The following is a 17,527-nucleotide window of genomic DNA, read 5'->3' on the forward strand; positions in this document are numbered from 1 at the left end:
AATTCAGCGACTTTAAATCCATTAAGTATTTTATCATATAAGGATGTTAGCCTTGGATAGTAGCCACGAAAAAGCCCGACTGAAACCAGTCGGGCTTAGAAAACCTGTATATTTAGGTCAGATTATTTGATTTTGACGAGCTCGACGTCGAAACAAAGCATGCCACCTGGACGCCCACCACCTGGATTTTCTCCGTAGGCAAGGTCTGCTGGAATCCAGAAGCGACGTTTCTCACCTTCAACCATCAGCTGAAGACCCTCGGTCCAACCTGGAATCACTTGATTGAGGCCAAAGGAGGTAGTTTCACCACGTGCCACTGAGCTATCGAACAGCTTACCATCCAAGGTCCAACCACTGTAGTGTACTTCAACAGTTGAAGAAGCCTTAGGTTTCTCGGAACCTGTGCCCTTTTTAATCACTTTAGATGCGAGTCCAGACGCAGTCTTTTCAGCATCAGCTGGAGCTGCAGCTACATCACTTGGAGTAGCTGGAGGTGCAGGCATGCTCTTAACATCGAGAAGATCGATCTCGAAACAAACCGTCCCTTCAGGTGCTCCTGGAGGCGGATTGTCACCAAATGCTTGCTGTGAGCTGAGCCAGATTAGACGCTTCTCACCTTTGGCCATCAATTGAACTGCTTCGCTCCACCCTGCAATAGGAAGTTTATTAGGAGAAACCACGATAGGTTGCCCCTTCATCTTAGAGCTTTCGAGTAAGTTACCATCCGCCAGCCACACAGCGTAGTGCATAGTAACCTGATCATTTTCACCCGCTGTGGTTGAGCCCTTACCTTTAGTGACAACTTGAGTTGGCACACCAGATGGAGTTTTTAGTGCGTCTGCTGGAGCTGCTGCGACATTCTTAGGAGGCTTTGGAGCTTCTGGAGCTTTTTTTTATGTCGAAGAGCTCGACATCAAAACAAAGCATTCCACCTGGACGACCACCACCTGGGTTTTCCCCGTAAGCAAGCTCAGCGGGGATCCAGAAACGTCGTTTCTCACCGACAACCATAAGCTGGAGGCCTTCTGTCCAACCTTTGATCACTTGATTCAATGGGAAAGAAGTCGTCTGACCTCGCTCCTCTGAACTATCAAAGAGTTTTCCATCAAGAGTCCAACCGCTGTAGTGCACTGTGACTTCGTCACGTGCACCTGGCTTTTCTGTGCCTGTTCCCTTTTTTAATACCTTCGAAGCTAAGCCCGAAGCCGTCTTTTCTGCTCCAGATGGGGCTGCTGCCACGTCTACTGGAGTCTCTACATTTGCTGCATTCACAAGATTTATAGTGCCGCAAGCAAGCATGGCTCCCATACCGGCTACGATCATTTGTTTTGTTTGAGTTCTCTTCACCCGGCGACTTTTCGACAGCAACGACGGCATGTCAAGGAGTCGCTTTCCTGTAACGCACAATTTATAAACTTTTAGTTCTCGCAGGGAACAACCAGTACTGGAACTTTGGCTTGGCGAACCAATCCACTAGCAACACTTCCCATCAGCACACTCCCTATAGCGGAATGGCCGTGAGTCCCTACAATAACCATATCGGTAGCCACTTTAGCAGCAAAGTCCATGATCGCAGCTTGTGGCTGACCATCGAGAACTTCAGAGACAACAGCCACTCCCATACCCTCTAAGCTAGTTTTAGCTTCCTCCATCTTCAGCTTGGCTCTTTCACTGGCAAGCTCGCGGTATTCAGCCATGGCTGGAATCTCTTCAGGATACATCCCGTACATGGTGTACAAGGGGGTGTCATCAATTACGTGTACTAGGTAGACATGCTCTTGGAGGACTTTAGCCAGTTTACTCGCGGCTTTAAGAATACGCTCAGTTCCGTGGGAAAAGTCGATCGCTACAACAATGGTCTTCATACCCTTCTTTCTAACCCACAAACGGTCTGAAGTGAAGTTCGAAACTCCACAAAATAGGTTCCCTCATTCCTCGCTGTCAATTCTGGCAAAGAACTGTTATCAATGACACATCACTTACGACCCAAATCATTCAGACATGGAAGAGCAACATCCAGCCTTAGGAATTGATCACGGCGAGGCTCGGATTGGACTCGCTATCACGGATACTATAGGGATCTTAGCCCACCCGTTAGAGACAATTCATGTGCAAAAAACTCCTCCGTTAGAGAGGATAAACGCTCTCATTTCTCAAAGGCTGGTAAAGCAGATCATCATCGGACTCCCCTATCGCATGGACGGCTCAGAAGGAACTGCTGCCGAAAAAATTAGAGCCTTTGCTGAGGAGTTGGAAAAATCACTTGTGAGTCCGCTGCCGATTATATTCATCGATGAGCGACTGACCACGGTGTCGGCAGCAGAAAAGCTCCATGCCGCAGGTAAAAATGCGAAGAAGCAAAAAGGGCTCATCGATCAGGCTGCTGCAGTGGAGATCCTTTCAGATTGGCTTAACCAACAACCCCCCGTGTAGTAGATGCTAGAAGACGACTATAATGATTGCCTTAGCAAAGCCATCCGCGGCCACGGTTGCACGATTGCTCAGTTAGCTTTGTTAGCTGGAATCAATGAACGACGGATAACAGCATGCCTCAATGGCCATGAGGACGCGGCAGTAATCCACATGCTCGCGCCTCACCTACAGCTCGACGCCGACAAACTCCTCTCTCTAAAGCAGTATAATCCGGCTATACATTGTATCCCGGGCCTCACAAAAGTTGTTAGTCCATTTGGTCATATAGGAGTGAATGCGTACATCGTGCACTTTGGCAGCAACGCATTGATTTTTGATACTGGAACGGATTCTAGTGAGCTCCACGAACTCGCTCATTATCCAGCTCACTTGTTCATCACCCACAATCACCCTGACCACACCGCAGGGGTGATCGAATTCAGCCATTGTAAAAAAAGTTTTCCAGAAGAACTCAACAACGGAGAAAACATTAAGTTCGATGGGATCGACATGAAAATTCTCGACGTGACTGGCCACTGTAACCCAGCGCGCGCCTATTTTATCCAAGGGCTAGCTAAACCCATTTGCATCGTGGGAGATTCGATCTTCGCGGGTTCGATAGGTGGGTGCCAGACTGCTGAAAGCTACTCGACGGCACTGGCCAACATTCGCGACCACTTATTACAATTACCAGATGAGACAATCCTGTGCCCCGGACATGGACCACTCACGACAGTTGGCTTAGAAAAGGCGAACAACCCATTTTTCTAGCGACACAAAAAAGCTCTACCTCGCTAGAACAGCAAAGTAGAGCATTATACTTGTATTCGGCTATTGAAAATTATTTGTTGTGGCTTGCGCGTTTTTGACTCGCCATTCCACCGCGGCCACGTGTGCGACCAGCGCCACCCGTGCTAGGACCACCGCCACTGCGGGAACCACCAAATCTCTTTTCGCCACCACCAGATTTATTGCCACCTGGAGCACCACCTCTTGAGTTTCCACCGCCACCACCACGGCGACCACCGCCACCACGATTTTGCTGTTCCTTCTTAGGACGCTTGATTGGGCGCTGACCTACACGAGATTCAGGCAAGGGTTGAATTACACTGAAAGCGTCGAGCTCTACACGTGGAATCAACTTCTTGGTTAGATTCTCAATATCTACTAGTTGAGGAAATTGATCCGCACAGACGAGCGAAATCGCCTGACCTTCTGATCCCGCACGGCCTGTACGACCGATACGGTGAACGTAATCTTCAGGGACGTCTGGAAGGTCATAGTTTACTACCTGCGGAAGTTGATTGATATCGATACCACGAGCTGCAATATCTGTAGCGACTAGTGCACAAATTGAGCCTTCTTTGAAACCAGCGAGCGCTCTTGTGCGTGCTCCTTGGCTCTTGTTTCCATGGATAGCAGCGGACTTGATTCCTTTGCTTTCAAGGTGACGAGACAAACGATCGGCACCATGCTTGGTTCGGCTAAAGATGAGAACTTGTTCCCAACCGCGATCTTGGATCAGGTGGGTCATCACTGCTTGCTTTTTCTCCTTGTCTACAGGACACAACCACTGATCTACCGTGGGAGCCGCAGCATTGCGCGGAGTCACTGAAATTTCAACAGGGTTATTCACCAAGCCTTTTGCCAGCTTGCGTATGTCATCTGAAAATGTTGCTGAGAATAGGAGATTCTGACAATTCTTCGGCATTTTTGCCAAAAGCTTCTTGATGTCATGAATGAATCCCATGTCCAACATACGATCCGCTTCATCCAACACTAGAATCTCAAGATTCTGCAGTCGTACTGAATTTTGGTTTACGAGGTCGAGCAATCGACCGGGTGTGGCAACCAAGATATCTGCACCTCGGCGCATTTTTGCCATCTGCGGGTTGATCTTTACTCCACCAAAAACCACTAAGGATTTGATTGGCAAGTTTTTACCGTATGTCTGAACACTTTCAACAACCTGAGCAGCAAGCTCGCGAGTTGGAGTCAATACCAGTGCGCGCACTTGGTTCGGTTTAGCTGGAGCACCTTTAGAAAGGATCTCCAAGATTGGAAGTGTGAATCCGGCAGTTTTGCCGGTACCTGTTTGAGCTGCAGCCATCACGTCTTTGCCTTCGAGCACAGCTGGAATTGCTTGCGCCTGGATTGGTGATGGTTCATCGTATCCTTTTGCAGTGATTGCTTTAAGAATGGGTTCGGAAAGTGCTAGATCTGAAAATTTCATATACCTAAAAAAGTAGGGGAATTTTGAGCGTGAAGTGCTCTTGATCAGCAAACTACTCATCAATCGCGCATACTAGCAACTGCTATCTCGCTCAATGGACAATAAAAACTCCATGGACTCAGTCACAACGAGCCATGGAGTTTTTTTGATTAATTATTTGATGGGTGAAGCTTAGAGCTCCATCTTTTTCACGGAATTCACTCCGATCTTATACTTCGCGAGAGCGTCTTTCACAGCTTTCTCGTCGAGATCTGAACTCTCACTCAAATGAATCTCGAGCTTCTTGTTGACGTAAGCAGCAGCAATTCCCGGTAATTTCTCTAAGGCTACACGAGCCTTATCGTTGGTAGTTGCTCATCCAACACCTGTCACCATGAGAGCATAGGCCGCCTTTGGCACAGGCTGATCTTTCTCTTCCAGTGAGACAAAAGTCACAGGACCTTTAGCAAATGCCTCTTTGAGTTTAGCTTCGTCCAGTTTGAGTCCGTCTTTCATAAAGACGGTGGTACGCATACCTGACATTTTATAAGACTTTACGCCTTCTTGACTTCCAATGGCCGCACGGACCGCTTTAGCAGCTCCTCATCCACCGCCTTTGGCAGTGACAATGAAGACAGTCATAGTCTCTGCTGCAGATGCAGCAGCCTTCTCTGTTGATGCAGCCTTAGTGTCCTCCGCGACTGAAACGCCGCTCATAGAGATCACTGCAAATGCTGCGATTATTGCTTTTGTGTACATACTGTGAGTAATATGCAGTCATTTTAGAATAACTCCAAAAAAATATCACACTTTCTCACTTTTATTCCTCTTGAGCTCAAAAGGAGCAGTACACTGCCGGGAAAGTTTTGAGAAATAGTTGTGCCGTGAAATGAATCACGCCAGCCAGTAATAACCCCAACTCACGCCTCCGTAGTCTGTTTCATCTGAGCGATCTCTTGCATCTGGCCAGTCTGAAAATCTGCTTTGGGAATCCAGAGGTATTGCTTTTTATCTTGGTAAATGAGCAGGCCTTTTTTGGTCGGTCTTACTTGGTAGAAATCAGACCACGGCACATCGGCATCCCCGGCACGGCCCGACATTTTGATGCCTTTTTCTGAGAACTCGTAGTGAACCTCAGTCTCGTAGGCGGGGTGCTTTCTTAAACCACGTTCGTGCCACATTTGCCAAAGCATCGGCCGCATGAAGCCTAGCGAGCCCACCATCACCAGAAATCCACCAAACGCTCCACCTTTAGTTCCAGGTTCTATTAGATAAGCACCAAAAAAAATCGCTATAATACAGAGAAGCGAACGTAAAATAACCCACCAGCGGTAGCGACACCACATGTGCTTGGTGAACGATCCATGCTGGGATGGTCCGTCGAATTTCGAAGTGATCTCAATTATTTTTTTCATAACTCTAGGCATAAAAAAGCTGCGCACCTCATAGTGAGAAACACAGCTTTAGCAAATAGAATCCCTAATGAGGAATTATCCAATCTGTGGAAGAGAAGCCGCTGCAACAGCCTGGCCGTGGCGCTTCATCTTCTCATCTGGCTGAGTGATGTTGATCTGCTTAGCTAGCTCAGGGAACTCCAACTCGAGAACCTTCTTAGCGCCATCGATCATGATCTGACCTCCTTCACCCGTAGTCACGCGACCCATGATGATAAGTGTGCCAATTTCGTAGAACTCAGCGTAGTGAGCGATAGCGTAACCGAAACATGTGCCGATAGTGTCGTAGATCTTTGCTGCTGCTTCAGAGCCGTTCGCCATTTCCTTCTGCACTTCAACAAGCTGCTCAGGGAAAGGCATGTCGCCGTAGTTGAAGCCTGCTGCTGGAGCAAGGCGTGCCACACCCTGCTGACAGAAAATCTGCACACCACAACCGATGTCACCAGACCACTCGTCTGTAGGAGCGTCGTCACGATAGTCAACCGGAGCAAATGCGAGCTCGTTGATCTGAGTAGTGACGTTGCCTTCTGGATCAACGTAGCCAACAGCCTCTGAAGTACCCATTGCGATACCGAGAACTGAGTTTGTGTTCATGCTTATAGAACCTGCAAGCGCTGTGACTTCACCGTCGTTGATCACCTCAAAGGGAACACCCGGGTATTCAGCATCGAAGATGTCTTTGAACATAGGAACAACATCCTTCTGAAAAACCTCTTGGTTCTTGATGCCACGGAAAAGGGAAGCGATGCGTACTTCGTTGTTAATGTAAACACCCGCGGATGAACCACCGATTGCATCAACTGATGGAAGGTGTGCTGCTGCGAGCTTGAGGGAATCGACGATTCCTTCGTACTGGTAGGATGGATCTTCCTGGAAGTATGGGTCCCAAGGGACTTCTGTTGAGAAGACCACTTCACCGTCGATCACTGCTGCACACTTGCGATCAGAACCACCGAGATCGAAACCAATGCGGTTACCACCGAGATGACGGCCGATTGCGTCTGCTGGGCTGTTCTGAGCTGGAACGTCAGCGAGAGCCATTGCTTTCACTTCGATGTTCTGGCTGAACATTCCCTTACCTACGATATCCCAGTCGAAGCTGCGTGCTCCGTTTTCTGAGTATATTTCACCAAGAGTAGCTGCGATATCGTCGTTACCAGCAATAATCACTGTGCAACCACCCATACCCCAAAGCATGAATTTCACCAGACGCTCTACGTACTTTATGTTGAGAGCTACATTCTCACCCTCATGGGTAAGAACCTGCACGTCCTTGCGGAACACTGTGCCGTCGAGGCGAGTCAGTGCGATCTTTACATCGTGAGCTCCTGCGTCTGCAGCCACGAGCTTACGGTATTCTGCATTCCAGAGAACTGCGGGAACAAATTCCTCGTCGAGGACTGGTTTCACTTTGGGCTGAATATTCATCATTTTTCGTTTTGAAATTGTTGCTTCATCGAAGCGATACAAGTTATTTACGCCATCGGGAATAGTTAGAAAAGAGGTTTTTCATATGAATTTTAACCATTCCGACTGATATCAATATTTACCGATCATGCCATTGACCTCGAGCTGCAAGACTCCATCGACACAGAGAATTCTATAGTGCTTCCACTCGCCAGCTCTATTGGTCCGTAGCTCCGGCTGCAGACAGCGTTGGACACGGCTGCAAAGCGTGGATCGGGGCTCATCGTCGCTCCATGGATCGGAAAAATGTCTCCATGTCGCGTGAATGTAGTGGTGTCCTTATGAAAGATGCCACCTGTACTTCTATACCTCGGCTAATGGGAATGGCCACTGATGGCAGCCCATCGCTCTAGATGAAAAAAACCAGCATTGCCACGCATTCGGTCACGCTCCATGTGCTGCCATTCAAACTCGACTAAGAAATTCTCATATACTTCGACAGAACAAATAATCCCAGAAGACTTGCCGGTGCAGACAAGAACCTCCTCACCTACACTTTGGGTCCTCTTTCAACTGGAAAGTCTCTGATGGCACATTGACAATTCGCCAGTGCTTCAGCCCCATGCCCAGCTCAGATTTCTCCAGTAGATTCACCCAGTCCTGCTGATTTTAGGTTTAGCCGTCTCCTCAACAGCTGACAATGAACCCACAGTAAACAAGCTAATAAGAGCAACGCGAAAGTAAATCATGTGCACTATACCAAACAAAAAAGCCCCCTAAATTTCAAGCATTCTGGTAAAATCATACGTCGTTCATTTGGGATTTAACAATTAGAGTAGGACTTTCACCTACCTGTTGATAGCCTACGCTGCCGTACTTTCATCCTCTGGATTGGATTCTTGCCGAGCCCACAAGGGACCTTAACCCTCGAGTCAGTGTGCACTGTCGGGCCCACCACGAAAAAAGGCAGAGCTTTCCCTCTGCCTTTTCAAATTCTCAATGGAACAAGTCCTACTGCTCTGAACAAAGAGCGACGACAGCCTCGACGAGACCATCGATGTTATGCTCTTTCGCTTGGAGGGCAGCTGGCTTACCGATCACTTCGAGAGTGGCACTGGTCACAGGCCCGATAGAGGCGACCTTGCAGTTGTCTGGGAAGGGCATATCGAGTGCGAAGAAATGTTTCGCAGCGGAAGAACTGACAAAGGTGATGACATCTGCACCTTCTTTTTCGAAGCGCTCTTTTGCACCATTCGGATCATCGAACTCGGGGACAGTCTTGTAGGCGATACATTCGTCTACGATCGCACCGAGACCAGAGAGGCCCGTGTAGATAGTATCGCGAGCTTCTGCACCACGTACCCAGAGGATCGTTTGGTTCTCAATGTTTTCTTTTTCCGAGAAGGATTTGACCAATCCTTCTGCGATATAAGTTTCTGGAATCAGATCGACTGCGAGTCGGTACTCATTGACCTTTTTAGCAGTTCCAGGACCGACAGCGGCGATGCGTACACCTCCGATGCTACGGGCATCGTCATAGATGCTGAAGAAGGCGTCAAAGAAGCGTTCTACTCCGTTCGGGCTACTGAAAACCAACCAATCGTAGGAATGCACCTGGCCCACTCCTTCGACAAACCCTTGCTTATCATCAGGGTGTTCTATCTTGATGGTTGGGATTTCTAAAACCTCAGCACCGAGCCCAGTGAGCTGTTTGCTCAATTCACTTGCCTGTGAACGAGTACGAGTGACCACCACTTTTTTTTCCATGAAGCGGACGGCCTTCAAACCAATTTAATTTTTCTCTTTCTTTCACAACGTTTCCTATAATTGCCACAGCGGGCGCTTTAAAATTTTGGGATTCAGCAATCTGGGCAATCGAGCTCAGAGTGCCTACTATGGTTTTTTGTTTTCCTGTGGTTGCCCAACGAACGAGCGCGACAGGCATATCGGCAGCGGCTCCATGCTTGAGCAGCTCGTCACAAATAACGCGCAGTCGCTTCACGCCCATCAGAAAAACCTTGGTTCCGCCAGTCTTGGCGAGTTGGCCATAGTCGAGCCTGCTCTCACCTTTCGTCGGATCTTCATGCCCGGTAAACACGGTGAGCTGCGAGCAATGGTCGCGGTGCGTCACGGGGATTCCGGCATAAGCCGGCCCTGCGATAGCAGAGGGAATTCCTGGGACTATTTCAAACCGCACACCAGCGTCCGCTAGGCGGCCAGCTTCTTCGCCACCACGTCCAAACATAGTTGGGTCGCCCCCCTTGAGCCTCACAACAACTTTCCCTGCAAGAGCATTTTCGACAAGTAGGTCATTAGTGTCATGTTGAGCGAGCGCATGATTGTCCGCACGCTTGCCAACGTAGATCAATTCGCACTCGGGCTTTACCCAACGCAAAAATTCATCCGCAATCAGCGCGTCGTAGACGAGGACATCGGCATTCTCAATGCACTCCTTCGCCTTGAGCGTAACGAGCCCAATGTCCCCTGGCCCTGCGCCGACAAGATAGCAAATGCCTGATTTCATGAGAGCGATTTAAACAAAGTTTGAGCCACTTTCAATGGCTCGTTTACTGAGCCAGAAACTTCAGCCTGCATTGGGTCGCCGATTGCCTCACCTTCTGGAAAAACGATACCTTCCATCAGGAGCTTGTCGCCAAAGAACTGTGTCGAAACTCCCACTGGAGTGTGACAGCCACCATTGAGTAGACGGAGAAATTCACGCTCGGCTGTGATGCGAGTCATCGTCGGTGCGTGGTTGATTGCTTTTGCAAAGTTGGCACTACATTCGTCACCCTTGCGAACTTCTAGACCTACGGCTCCCTGCCCCGCGGCTGGGAGAAATTGCTCAGGATCTACAGCACAACCGAAAACACTTCCCGCTTCGGTGCTCATCTCACCTGTCGCGTTGTAACCAAGACGCACGAGACCGGCCTCAGCGAGGATGATGCCGTCGATCTCTGGATTCTCAGCGAGCTTGCGGAGACGTGTTGGCACGTTGCCTCGGATGTCTACCATCTCGATGTCAGGCCGCAGCCACTTGAGCATCTTCTGGCGTCGGCACGAGCTACTAGCAACCTTCGCGCCCTGCGGGAGAGCTTCGAGTCCACCTGCATTTTTAGTGATCAGAAGGTCAGCAACTGGAGCTCGCTCAAGTACTGAAACTATTTCAAATTGATCTTCGAGAACTGTCGGCACATCTTTGAGGCTATGCACTGCTATATCGATCTCGCCATTCTCTAGCGCTATTTCAAGTTCCTTGATGAACACGCCTTTGTCGAAAACTCCCTCAACTTTTGCCACTTCAGCTAGAGAGACATCCGTGCGGCGGTCACCCGTCGTAGTGATCACCTTGCGTACGATCTCCGCCTCGGGGAATGCCTTGCGGAGGAGTCCTTCTGTCATTTCAGCTTGGACTAGTGCGAGTGCGCTGCCACGGGTTCCGACTACAAGTTTATTGGGTGTGCTCATTTCTCTGTTGGTTGGAAAATTTTTGGACTTCGTTCTCGATGATTTTTTCGCAGGCTTGCACTTGCTCGTGGCGCTTCGCACGATTTTCGTCGGCCTGAAGCTTTAGGGTGTCTAGGTCGTAGACATAAACTTCTTCGATCTTACCGACATCTGGGTCGATATCTCGCGGCATGGCGATGTCGATCATAAACAAGGGACGGTACTTGCGTTTGCCGCGGACGCTCTCCACATGCTCGGGTCGAACCACTGGCTCAGTGGCACCAGTCGAGGAGACGACCACGTCCACCTTTGCCAATACTCTTTCCCAGTCGTCGAATGATACAGCCTCTCCGCCCATCTTTTCCGCAAGTTTCTGGGCATTTTCGAGTGAGCGGTTGACGACATAAATTTTCTTAGCTCCACGCTCCATCATGCGCTGGGCAGTGATGTAGCTCATTTCACCGGCTCCGATCACAAGCACTTCGCTGTACTTGAGGTGTCCAAAAATTTTCTCAGCGAGGTCAACAGCAACACTGCCGACGGATGTTTGGCCGCCTTGGATGCTCGTTTGAGTCCGTACTTTTTTGCCAACACTGAATGACTTCTGGAAAAGTTTATTAAGTGTTCCACCGGTGGCTGCTGCTTCAAGCGCTTGAGTATAGGCTTGTTTCACCTGGCCAAAGATCTCTGTCTCGCCAAGCACCATGGAGTCCAGACCACTCACTACTCTACAGAGGTGACGGGCGGTATCATTGTCGACTTTTTTATAAAAATGGTTCGCATCTCTCTCATCAAATGGACGATCCCCAGCGAGGTATTGTTTGATACTCTGCTCGGCTACAGAGATTTCACTCGTAAGCGCGTAGACCTCCATTCGGTTACAGGTGGAAAGCACGACGACCTCTTCGATCCCCGGTTTCTCAGTGAGATCTTTGCTGGCCTCGCCGAGGAGATCTGCAGATACGGCAAAGCGCTCGCGCACATCGACGGGCGCGGTTTGATGGTTCAAGCCTAGACAAAGTAAATCCATTGATCCGTGATTAGAGCGCTGCAAATACTGCGAGTGAGACGATGAAGAGTGAGACCACACTCAGCGCCATTCGCGAGGGGGTCATTCCCCTCACCTGCCAAATTGTCAAAAGTGCCGTATAAGAAATCCAGACCGTAACCGCGGCCCAAAGGTGAACCATACTACCACTCGCCTCGCGAGGCATCAGAAGACCACAAAATACACCACCAGAAAGAACCAAAGTCCCCACCCCTGTAAGCCGAACCATGGATGCTGTAATCGAAGAAAGTGGCGGTAGCTTGAGAAACAAGCCCGACTTCATTTCGTGGTGTTTCAGCATCTTATTGAGCACCATGAACATCACCCCCGCAATAGCAGACAAACCTAAAGCTCCATACGAAAGCACCGACAATGCGGCATGCATTTCATGCCAAGGTTCCACAGTCATTGCCCTTTCAGGACTATTCTCCATCACACCTGGGATCGCGGCAATCAAAAGCATCACACTCACCACTGGTGCTGAAAAAACTCCCAATAAAGATAAGCGGTAGGTAGAACCAATCAGCAGGTAGAAAATTGTTATCGACCAAGCGAGAAATACTAAGATCTCACCAATATCGCCGAGCGGGCACTGGCCGCGTAGATCACCGCGAATACCAAGAACGGCACATTGAGCGGCGAATGAGAACAACATCCACACCACAGTCCAGCGGCTTCTATGACCGTGATGCACAGCGCGCATCCCCAAATAACCAGCCATCACCGCGAGGAGTGCTGCTATAAGAAGGTAGGTGATTGAATTAGTCACCCCATATCCATGCTATAACTACGCCATTCGTTCAAGTAATACTTGTGCCTTCCTTCCCCACCATCCTGGACAAATGAATTCCCTTTAAAAGAAGCTGCCCCCAATCCCTTGTTCAGAACTACTCACCCACTCACTCTAACTTCTAGTAAAATTTTCGTGCAATTTTGTTAAGTCTCTATTTGATGAAGCCATGCCAGATAAGCTGCGAGCCGCGATACGCGACGTCCCCAACTTCCCCAAGGAAGGAATTATCTTTAAAGACATCACCCCAGTCCTCGGAGACCCGGAGCTACTCCAGCTCAGTATCGACCAAATGGCTGCCACTGCGGATGGCTTGGAGATAGACAAAGTGGTAGGCATTGATGCGCGTGGCTTTATTTTTGCTCCACCCATAGCGCTCAAATATAAAGCGGGCTTTGTCCCTGTCAGAAAGAAAGGGAAATTGCCGTGGAACACCAAGTCTATACGCTACTCACTCGAGTATGGTGAGAACGAAATCGAGATCCACGAGGACGCGGTCAAGCCGGGCGATAAAGTTTTACTGATTGATGACTTACTTGCGACTGGAGGCACCGCAGCTGCAGCTGTAAAACTTTTAAAACAGCTCGGAGCTGAAGTCGTCTGCGTGACCTTCCTCATCGAGCTTGATTTTCTCAACGGCCGTGAGGCCATCGATTGTGAAAATATTCATTCTATCCTTCATTATTCTTAAACCATAGAACGCACAACCATGTCTAACTGGCAAACATACAACAAAAGCCTCACTCGCTATTCCGACCTAGGCCTCTCCATCGACCTTTCTTTGATGGACATCAAAAATAGCTTCTACACAGAAATGCAACCGAAGGTCGACCGTGCTCTTAAGGACATGGCCGACCTAGAAGCAGGAGCCATAGCGAACCCCGACGAAGGGAGAATGGTAGGCCACTATTGGCTTCGCAATGCGGACCTAGCTCCCAACGATACCATCAAAGCGCAGGTCAACGAGCCGATCGCAGCAGTCAAGGAATTCTCCGACAAAGTCCTGAGCGGAAAGATTACGCCACCCACTGGTGGACGCTTTGAGAACCTCTTGCTGATCGGCATTGGTGGTTCTGCTCTAGGCCCACAGTTTGTTTACCACGCGCTCGGTGCTGACTCTAAGCTCACTACTTATTTCTTCGACAACACCGACCCAGCTGGCATCGACACCACTCTCAAGCAGATTGCCTCAAGCCTCAATAAGACTCTCGTTCTTGTCGTATCAAAGTCTGGCGGCACAGCGGAGACTCGCAACGGCATGCTCGAAGCTCAGGAATTTTTCGAAGCTAACAAGGTTGATTTCTCAAAGCACGCAGTAGCGATCACAGGCGAAGGCTCTAAGCTCTTTAAATATGCGACCAGCAACAACTGGCTCACCATCTTCCCAATGGAAGACTGGGTCGGTGGCCGCACCTCTATCATGTCCACTGTAGGTCTCGTACCCGCAGCTCTTCAAGGGATAGACATCGATGGATTCCTAGCTGGCGCCCAACAGATGGACGCACGCACTCGCAGCACAAACGTACCTGACAACGCCGCGATGCAGCTCGCGCTCGCTTGGTATCACGCAGGTAACGGCAAAGGCGAAAAAGACATGGTTATCCTGCCTTATAAAGACTCACTTTCCCTCTTCTCTAAGTACCTCCAGCAGCTCGTTATGGAGTCGCTCGGTAAGGAACATGACCTCGACGGCAACGTGGTCAACCAGGGCATCGCAGTCTACGGCAATAAAGGCTCCACTGACCAACACGCCTACGTTCAGCAACTCCGTGATGGTGTGAAGAATTTCTTTGCCACATTCGTGGAAGTCCGCAAGGGCCGCAACGGTGAAAGCATCGAAGTCGATCCAGGAACAACCTCAGCGGACTACCTTCAAGGCTTCCTTCGTGGCACACGCTCAGCCCTCTACGAGTCAGATCGCAACTCGATCACGATCTCGATCAATGAAGTGACACCATTCACTTTAGGTCTCCTGATCGCACTCTACGAGCGTGCCGTTTCCTTCTACGCATCGCTAGTCAACATCAACGCCTACCACCAACCTGGTGTGGAAGCTGGTAAAGCAGCGGCAACGAGTTTCCTCGAGATCCTCAATCAAGTCCGCGGCGCGCTCACTGGCTGGGAAAAGACAGCTGACGACATCGCTGAAGCAACGGACAACAGCCCGGAAGACGTGTATCACGCACTGATCCACCTCGCCGCCAACAATGAAGCGACTCAGAGCGAAGGAGCCACTCCTGCAGAGGACACCTTCGAAATTTAGTCTAAACCACCAAGCATCTACTTGGAAGCCATTTCAAAGCACCCACGAGAAGAAATTCCGTGGGTGTTTTTTGTCGATCGCTGCGCGCCAATGACTTGATGCGGAGAGTCTTTACTCTGCGCGAAATAAAATACAATTTTGCAAAAAAGCTAGAAGAGTCTTTCTGCCAATTGAGCTACCATAGCTGAGTATGGGACAAGCCTAGGCTGATCAGAGGATTTCATTCATTGCAGCATTCTTTTACACGACATGCATGACCACATTGACACAGGTTTCCTATATGCGCCGCAATGAGAAAGAACCCTCCTAGTGTGGTTATGATAGCAGCGGGGGGAATATGCAGCGACATCTCCCCAATATCGTTAATTTCCACACTTGGACAACAAGCATCGACACATGCCGTGTTATCATCCACTGCAGAGCTAGGTTTCTCGTCATATTCCCCTGTAGAATCACAGCTCGAGCAAGTACCCAAGTCAGTTTTTGAGGAATTCTCGACCGTCTGATTCGACTCGGCAACTGGAACCGCATGCTTGTTACTACCAATCCGGCCATGGCTAAATGCTGGCAGGATAGCCCCAATGAGCACAAAGGCAATACCGACAACAGCTATGGATAAAACCCAAGGCTTCCGATGGAGACGGAACCCTTTATATATCGAAAAAATAGCTAAAGGTACTATGAACAGAGCCACTAGAGCGTGGGAGGCTGGATGAGCCCAAATTTTCCCGAAAGTTGGCATCAAGATGAGTAACACAGGCGCCAAGCCACAGTGAATCGCACACAGAACTGAAGCTATCGCGCCAACGCGGTCAGCATGACTTAAAGAAAAATAGGAATTGAATGAGCGACTAGTATTCATTACTTAGCAAAATAACAGTTTGGGTTAAGCGCCTCGCGCGTGTGCTGGAGGATTACATTAGGGTCTAGGTCGGCACCCACAAAGATTCCCGAACAAGGAGCTTGAGAAACTGAACGCACTGGAATCGGCCTCGGTGATACTTTCATTCCAACCCGTTCATAAAGGTAACGTATATCGGGCTCCGAACTCAGAGTTATCAGTGCCTTGGCACGAATAACGGACTCAGGCAGTTTCTCCATCCAAGAGAGAACTTGGCTCTCCTCCACAGCCTCAGGGAAGACAATATTACATCCAGTAAATTCATGTGCTAGATAGTGGCGTCCATGCATTTGAGCTGATTTATTCCACTCCGCAACTTTTCCGCCATAAAGTTGAGGGGCCAAATCTCCCATAGCAAGACGCTGCCGCTTGTTTTTACTGATTGCTAGCACAAGGTAATCTGCAAGGATCAAAGCTGAGACTCGGCTGGCATGTGCGTTGACGCTCGCAACCTTCAGTACCAAATCGTACTCCTCATCCTCACTGAGATCTTCCATGTGCGATAGATAATAGTGACTGGCGGTCTCTAATTGGAGCGTTTCAAGAGCTTTAAACTGATCCCTCTGACCAAAGTGTCGCGCATCAACCACGCAAACCTGCCATCGTGGGTGGAGTAAAAATTTCTTTTCTAAGAGCGTAAAGCCCTCTTGTAATGGCAGAGGATCTGCTGTGCCATTTAATTCTACTATCAGAGCGTGATTCTCACTTTTAGAAAGCTTCAAGATCATATCGTAAAGTTCATCGATGCCCTCACAGCAAACGCAGGAACCTGTGAGCGCCGCAACAGAATCGGTATGGTCGCGTAGGGTTTCTCTATCAATATCCGCATTTTCTCTGTCGTTCAAAATCACATCACAGAGACGACCGCGGCGAGTGAGCTCATCTAAAATAATACGTAGTAGAGTTGTCTTTCCTGCTCCTAGGAAGCCAGTAAGCATTAGCATTGGACGCACGCATACTACTGCGGGAAGCCCTGTTGAATCGTTCTGAATAGCCTTAAGCATGATTGAGAAGTGATAGATTTTTTGGTCTAACTAACCGATCTGGAGTCGAACGAAAACACTGAAACCAGCGCAAGGCCATGGGAGGACTGAGCCAAGTTTTTGCCTTTGGCACCTTCTTGTACTGCTTATAATTTACAGCCCTATAGCCACTTCCAAAACGGGATAGAACAGCACTTTCATAGGCAATCAACCAATCTAAAAATGGCAGTGAAGCGTTGTAGAGATCCTCTCTAGAAACCTCCTTATTAATCAGTTCTCTTTGCCAAAATCCGGGTGTGGGGGTCACATCCCCGGATAGCCACGCCACGCAGCGGCGCCGAGGCCTAATAAAGGCAAATCCATAATTGGGGCCATACCAACCTGCACAAGATCCGTATAACTCCACATGGCCACCTTTCCATTCTCTACGATAACAACTCGTGCCCTTTAGTCCTTTTGAGGGACTGCGCTTGAACCCTTGGGCTAATAAAAAATTGCCTTCCATACGCATAACATCTTGTCCCCAAAAAAACATCTGCTGCTGAATACCCTCCGCCAAATCACTGAAAAAAAACGGCTTAACAACTGAACGCTTGAAACTCATAAACGC

At 49.2% G+C, this 17,527-nt stretch carries 20 protein-coding genes; 4 read left to right on the forward strand and 16 right to left on the reverse strand.

Translation table 11 applies throughout. From position 1 onward, the window contains the following. Positions 1 to 122: 122 nt before the first annotated feature. The 3 genes from BSZ32_RS02700 to BSZ32_RS02710 all read right to left on the reverse strand — a co-directional run bounded on the left by BSZ32_RS02700 (position 123) and on the right by BSZ32_RS02710 (position 1,865). Positions 123 to 815: an FKBP-type peptidyl-prolyl cis-trans isomerase gene (locus BSZ32_RS02700; RefSeq protein ID WP_105041995.1), complete on the reverse strand. Its 693-nt coding sequence runs from the start codon at positions 813 to 815 to the stop codon at positions 123 to 125. Between the two features lie 46 nt (positions 816 to 861). Beyond that, entirely contained in the window at positions 862 to 1,347 is a 486-nt protein-coding gene (locus BSZ32_RS02705) for an FKBP-type peptidyl-prolyl cis-trans isomerase (RefSeq protein ID WP_206018701.1), read from the reverse strand. 71 nt (positions 1,348 to 1,418) lie between these two features. Continuing rightward, positions 1,419 to 1,865 (reverse strand): universal stress protein, encoded by a 447-nt coding sequence (locus tag BSZ32_RS02710; RefSeq protein WP_105041997.1) that lies wholly within the window; start codon positions 1,863 to 1,865, stop codon positions 1,419 to 1,421. Between the two features lie 136 nt (positions 1,866 to 2,001). On the opposite strand from BSZ32_RS02710, the gene ruvX reads away from it, so the two are divergent. Both ruvX and BSZ32_RS02720 read left to right on the forward strand, forming a co-directional pair. After that, a complete protein-coding gene (ruvX, locus tag BSZ32_RS02715) occupies positions 2,002 to 2,433 on the forward strand; it encodes a Holliday junction resolvase RuvX (protein WP_105041998.1) in 432 nt (143 codons plus the stop codon). 3 nt (positions 2,434 to 2,436) lie between these two features. Then, on the forward strand, positions 2,437 to 3,183 hold the full coding sequence (locus tag BSZ32_RS02720) for an MBL fold metallo-hydrolase (protein ID WP_105041999.1): 747 nt from the start codon (positions 2,437 to 2,439) through the stop codon (positions 3,181 to 3,183). 70 nt (positions 3,184 to 3,253) lie between these two features. On the opposite strand, the gene BSZ32_RS02725 is transcribed toward BSZ32_RS02720, so the two are convergent. The 10 genes from BSZ32_RS02725 to ccsA form a co-directional block, all read right to left on the reverse strand. Next, complete coding sequence (locus tag BSZ32_RS02725; protein ID WP_105042000.1) at positions 3,254 to 4,645, reverse strand: DEAD/DEAH box helicase; 1,392 nt, start codon at positions 4,643 to 4,645, stop codon at positions 3,254 to 3,256. A gap of 354 nt (positions 4,646 to 4,999) precedes the next feature. Then, positions 5,000 to 5,167, reverse strand: coding sequence for a hypothetical protein (locus tag BSZ32_RS18620; protein WP_165788597.1), 168 nt, complete (start codon positions 5,165 to 5,167; stop codon positions 5,000 to 5,002). A gap of 60 nt (positions 5,168 to 5,227) precedes the next feature. After that, the gene (locus BSZ32_RS18625) at positions 5,228 to 5,383 is read right to left on the reverse strand and encodes a hypothetical protein (RefSeq protein ID WP_165788598.1); all 156 of its coding nucleotides are present in this window, start codon (positions 5,381 to 5,383) and stop codon (positions 5,228 to 5,230) included. 161 nt (positions 5,384 to 5,544) lie between these two features. Further along, positions 5,545 to 6,039 carry a YcxB family protein gene (locus tag BSZ32_RS02730; RefSeq protein ID WP_165788599.1) on the reverse strand — a complete coding sequence of 165 codons (495 nt, stop codon included), beginning with the start codon at positions 6,037 to 6,039 and terminating at the stop codon, positions 5,545 to 5,547. Positions 6,040 to 6,114: 75 nt separating this feature from the next. Beyond that, the gene (locus BSZ32_RS02735) at positions 6,115 to 7,509 is read right to left on the reverse strand and encodes an ROK family protein (protein ID WP_240610544.1); all 1,395 of its coding nucleotides are present in this window, start codon (positions 7,507 to 7,509) and stop codon (positions 6,115 to 6,117) included. Between the two features lie 987 nt (positions 7,510 to 8,496). Continuing rightward, a complete protein-coding gene (locus BSZ32_RS19580) occupies positions 8,497 to 9,252 on the reverse strand; it encodes a uroporphyrinogen-III synthase (RefSeq protein ID WP_240610545.1) in 756 nt (251 codons plus the stop codon). After that, positions 9,206 to 10,009 carry a uroporphyrinogen-III C-methyltransferase gene (cobA, locus tag BSZ32_RS19585; RefSeq protein ID WP_240610546.1) on the reverse strand — a complete coding sequence of 268 codons (804 nt, stop codon included), beginning with the start codon at positions 10,007 to 10,009 and terminating at the stop codon, positions 9,206 to 9,208. The genes BSZ32_RS19580 and cobA overlap by 47 nt, the downstream gene beginning before the upstream one ends. Then, on the reverse strand, positions 10,006 to 10,953 hold the full coding sequence (hemC, locus tag BSZ32_RS02745; RefSeq protein WP_105042002.1) for a hydroxymethylbilane synthase: 948 nt from the start codon (positions 10,951 to 10,953) through the stop codon (positions 10,006 to 10,008). Before hemC ends, cobA begins: the two co-directional genes overlap by 4 nt. Further along, a complete protein-coding gene (hemA, locus tag BSZ32_RS02750) occupies positions 10,937 to 11,962 on the reverse strand; it encodes a glutamyl-tRNA reductase (RefSeq protein ID WP_105042003.1) in 1,026 nt (341 codons plus the stop codon). The genes hemC and hemA overlap by 17 nt, the downstream gene beginning before the upstream one ends. A gap of 10 nt (positions 11,963 to 11,972) precedes the next feature. After that, on the reverse strand, positions 11,973 to 12,749 hold the full coding sequence (gene ccsA, locus BSZ32_RS02755; protein WP_129589559.1) for a cytochrome c biogenesis protein CcsA: 777 nt from the start codon (positions 12,747 to 12,749) through the stop codon (positions 11,973 to 11,975). Between the two features lie 190 nt (positions 12,750 to 12,939). On the opposite strand from ccsA, the gene BSZ32_RS02760 reads away from it, so the two are divergent. Together BSZ32_RS02760 and BSZ32_RS02765 are read left to right on the forward strand one after the other, a co-directional pair. Continuing rightward, positions 12,940 to 13,461, forward strand: a complete 522-nt coding sequence (locus BSZ32_RS02760; protein WP_105042005.1) for an adenine phosphoribosyltransferase — start codon at positions 12,940 to 12,942, stop codon at positions 13,459 to 13,461. Positions 13,462 to 13,479: 18 nt separating this feature from the next. Beyond that, positions 13,480 to 15,033 (forward strand): glucose-6-phosphate isomerase, encoded by a 1,554-nt coding sequence (locus tag BSZ32_RS02765; RefSeq protein WP_105042006.1) that lies wholly within the window; start codon positions 13,480 to 13,482, stop codon positions 15,031 to 15,033. A 220-nt stretch (positions 15,034 to 15,253) separates the two neighbouring features. Here BSZ32_RS02765 and BSZ32_RS20500 read toward each other — a convergent pair whose 3' ends face one another. From BSZ32_RS20500 to BSZ32_RS02780, 3 genes are read right to left on the reverse strand one after another with little or no spacing between them, the layout of a single operon-like run. Further along, positions 15,254 to 15,895 carry a MerC domain-containing protein gene (locus BSZ32_RS20500; RefSeq protein ID WP_105042007.1) on the reverse strand — a complete coding sequence of 214 codons (642 nt, stop codon included), beginning with the start codon at positions 15,893 to 15,895 and terminating at the stop codon, positions 15,254 to 15,256. Next, on the reverse strand, positions 15,895 to 16,938 hold the full coding sequence (locus BSZ32_RS02775) for a GTP-binding protein (RefSeq protein ID WP_105042008.1): 1,044 nt from the start codon (positions 16,936 to 16,938) through the stop codon (positions 15,895 to 15,897). The genes BSZ32_RS20500 and BSZ32_RS02775 overlap by 1 nt, the downstream gene beginning before the upstream one ends. Continuing rightward, positions 16,931 to 17,521, reverse strand: a complete 591-nt coding sequence (locus BSZ32_RS02780) for a hypothetical protein (RefSeq protein ID WP_105042009.1) — start codon at positions 17,519 to 17,521, stop codon at positions 16,931 to 16,933. Before BSZ32_RS02780 ends, BSZ32_RS02775 begins: the two co-directional genes overlap by 8 nt. Between the last annotated feature and the right edge of the window lie 6 nt (positions 17,522 to 17,527).

Origin of the sequence: Rubritalea profundi, from assembly GCF_002954445.1 — a bacterium.
Classification (GTDB): domain Bacteria; phylum Verrucomicrobiota; class Verrucomicrobiia; order Verrucomicrobiales; family Akkermansiaceae; genus Rubritalea; species Rubritalea profundi.

What these genes read in the sequence shown, in the direction of transcription:
- BSZ32_RS02710 (WP_105041997.1), bottom strand. Translation starts at nt 1,865, where the DNA reads ATGAAGACCATTGTTGTAGCGATCGACTTTTCCCACGGAACTGAGCGT.
- ruvX (WP_105041998.1), top strand. Translation starts at nt 2,002, where the DNA reads ATGGAAGAGCAACATCCAGCCTTAGGAATTGATCACGGCGAGGCTCGG.
- BSZ32_RS02720 (WP_105041999.1), top strand. Translation starts at nt 2,437, where the DNA reads ATGCTAGAAGACGACTATAATGATTGCCTTAGCAAAGCCATCCGCGGC.
- BSZ32_RS02725 (WP_105042000.1), bottom strand. Translation starts at nt 4,645, where the DNA reads ATGAAATTTTCAGATCTAGCACTTTCCGAACCCATTCTTAAAGCAATC.
- BSZ32_RS18620 (WP_165788597.1), bottom strand. Translation starts at nt 5,167, where the DNA reads ATGTCAGGTATGCGTACCACCGTCTTTATGAAAGACGGACTCAAACTG.
- BSZ32_RS18625 (WP_165788598.1), bottom strand. Translation starts at nt 5,383, where the DNA reads ATGTACACAAAAGCAATAATCGCAGCATTTGCAGTGATCTCTATGAGC.
- BSZ32_RS02730 (WP_165788599.1), bottom strand. Translation starts at nt 6,039, where the DNA reads ATGAAAAAAATAATTGAGATCACTTCGAAATTCGACGGACCATCCCAG.
- BSZ32_RS02735 (WP_240610544.1), bottom strand. Translation starts at nt 7,509, where the DNA reads ATGATGAATATTCAGCCCAAAGTGAAACCAGTCCTCGACGAGGAATTT.
- BSZ32_RS19580 (WP_240610545.1), bottom strand. Translation starts at nt 9,252, where the DNA reads ATGGAAAAAAAAGTGGTGGTCACTCGTACTCGTTCACAGGCAAGTGAA.
- cobA (WP_240610546.1), bottom strand. Translation starts at nt 10,009, where the DNA reads ATGAAATCAGGCATTTGCTATCTTGTCGGCGCAGGGCCAGGGGACATT.
- hemC (WP_105042002.1), bottom strand. Translation starts at nt 10,953, where the DNA reads ATGAGCACACCCAATAAACTTGTAGTCGGAACCCGTGGCAGCGCACTC.
- hemA (WP_105042003.1), bottom strand. Translation starts at nt 11,962, where the DNA reads ATGGATTTACTTTGTCTAGGCTTGAACCATCAAACCGCGCCCGTCGAT.
- BSZ32_RS02760 (WP_105042005.1), top strand. Translation starts at nt 12,940, where the DNA reads ATGCCAGATAAGCTGCGAGCCGCGATACGCGACGTCCCCAACTTCCCC.
- BSZ32_RS02765 (WP_105042006.1), top strand. Translation starts at nt 13,480, where the DNA reads ATGTCTAACTGGCAAACATACAACAAAAGCCTCACTCGCTATTCCGAC.
- BSZ32_RS20500 (WP_105042007.1), bottom strand. Translation starts at nt 15,895, where the DNA reads ATGAATACTAGTCGCTCATTCAATTCCTATTTTTCTTTAAGTCATGCT.
- BSZ32_RS02775 (WP_105042008.1), bottom strand. Translation starts at nt 16,938, where the DNA reads ATGCTTAAGGCTATTCAGAACGATTCAACAGGGCTTCCCGCAGTAGTA.
- BSZ32_RS02780 (WP_105042009.1), bottom strand. Translation starts at nt 17,521, where the DNA reads ATGAGTTTCAAGCGTTCAGTTGTTAAGCCGTTTTTTTTCAGTGATTTG.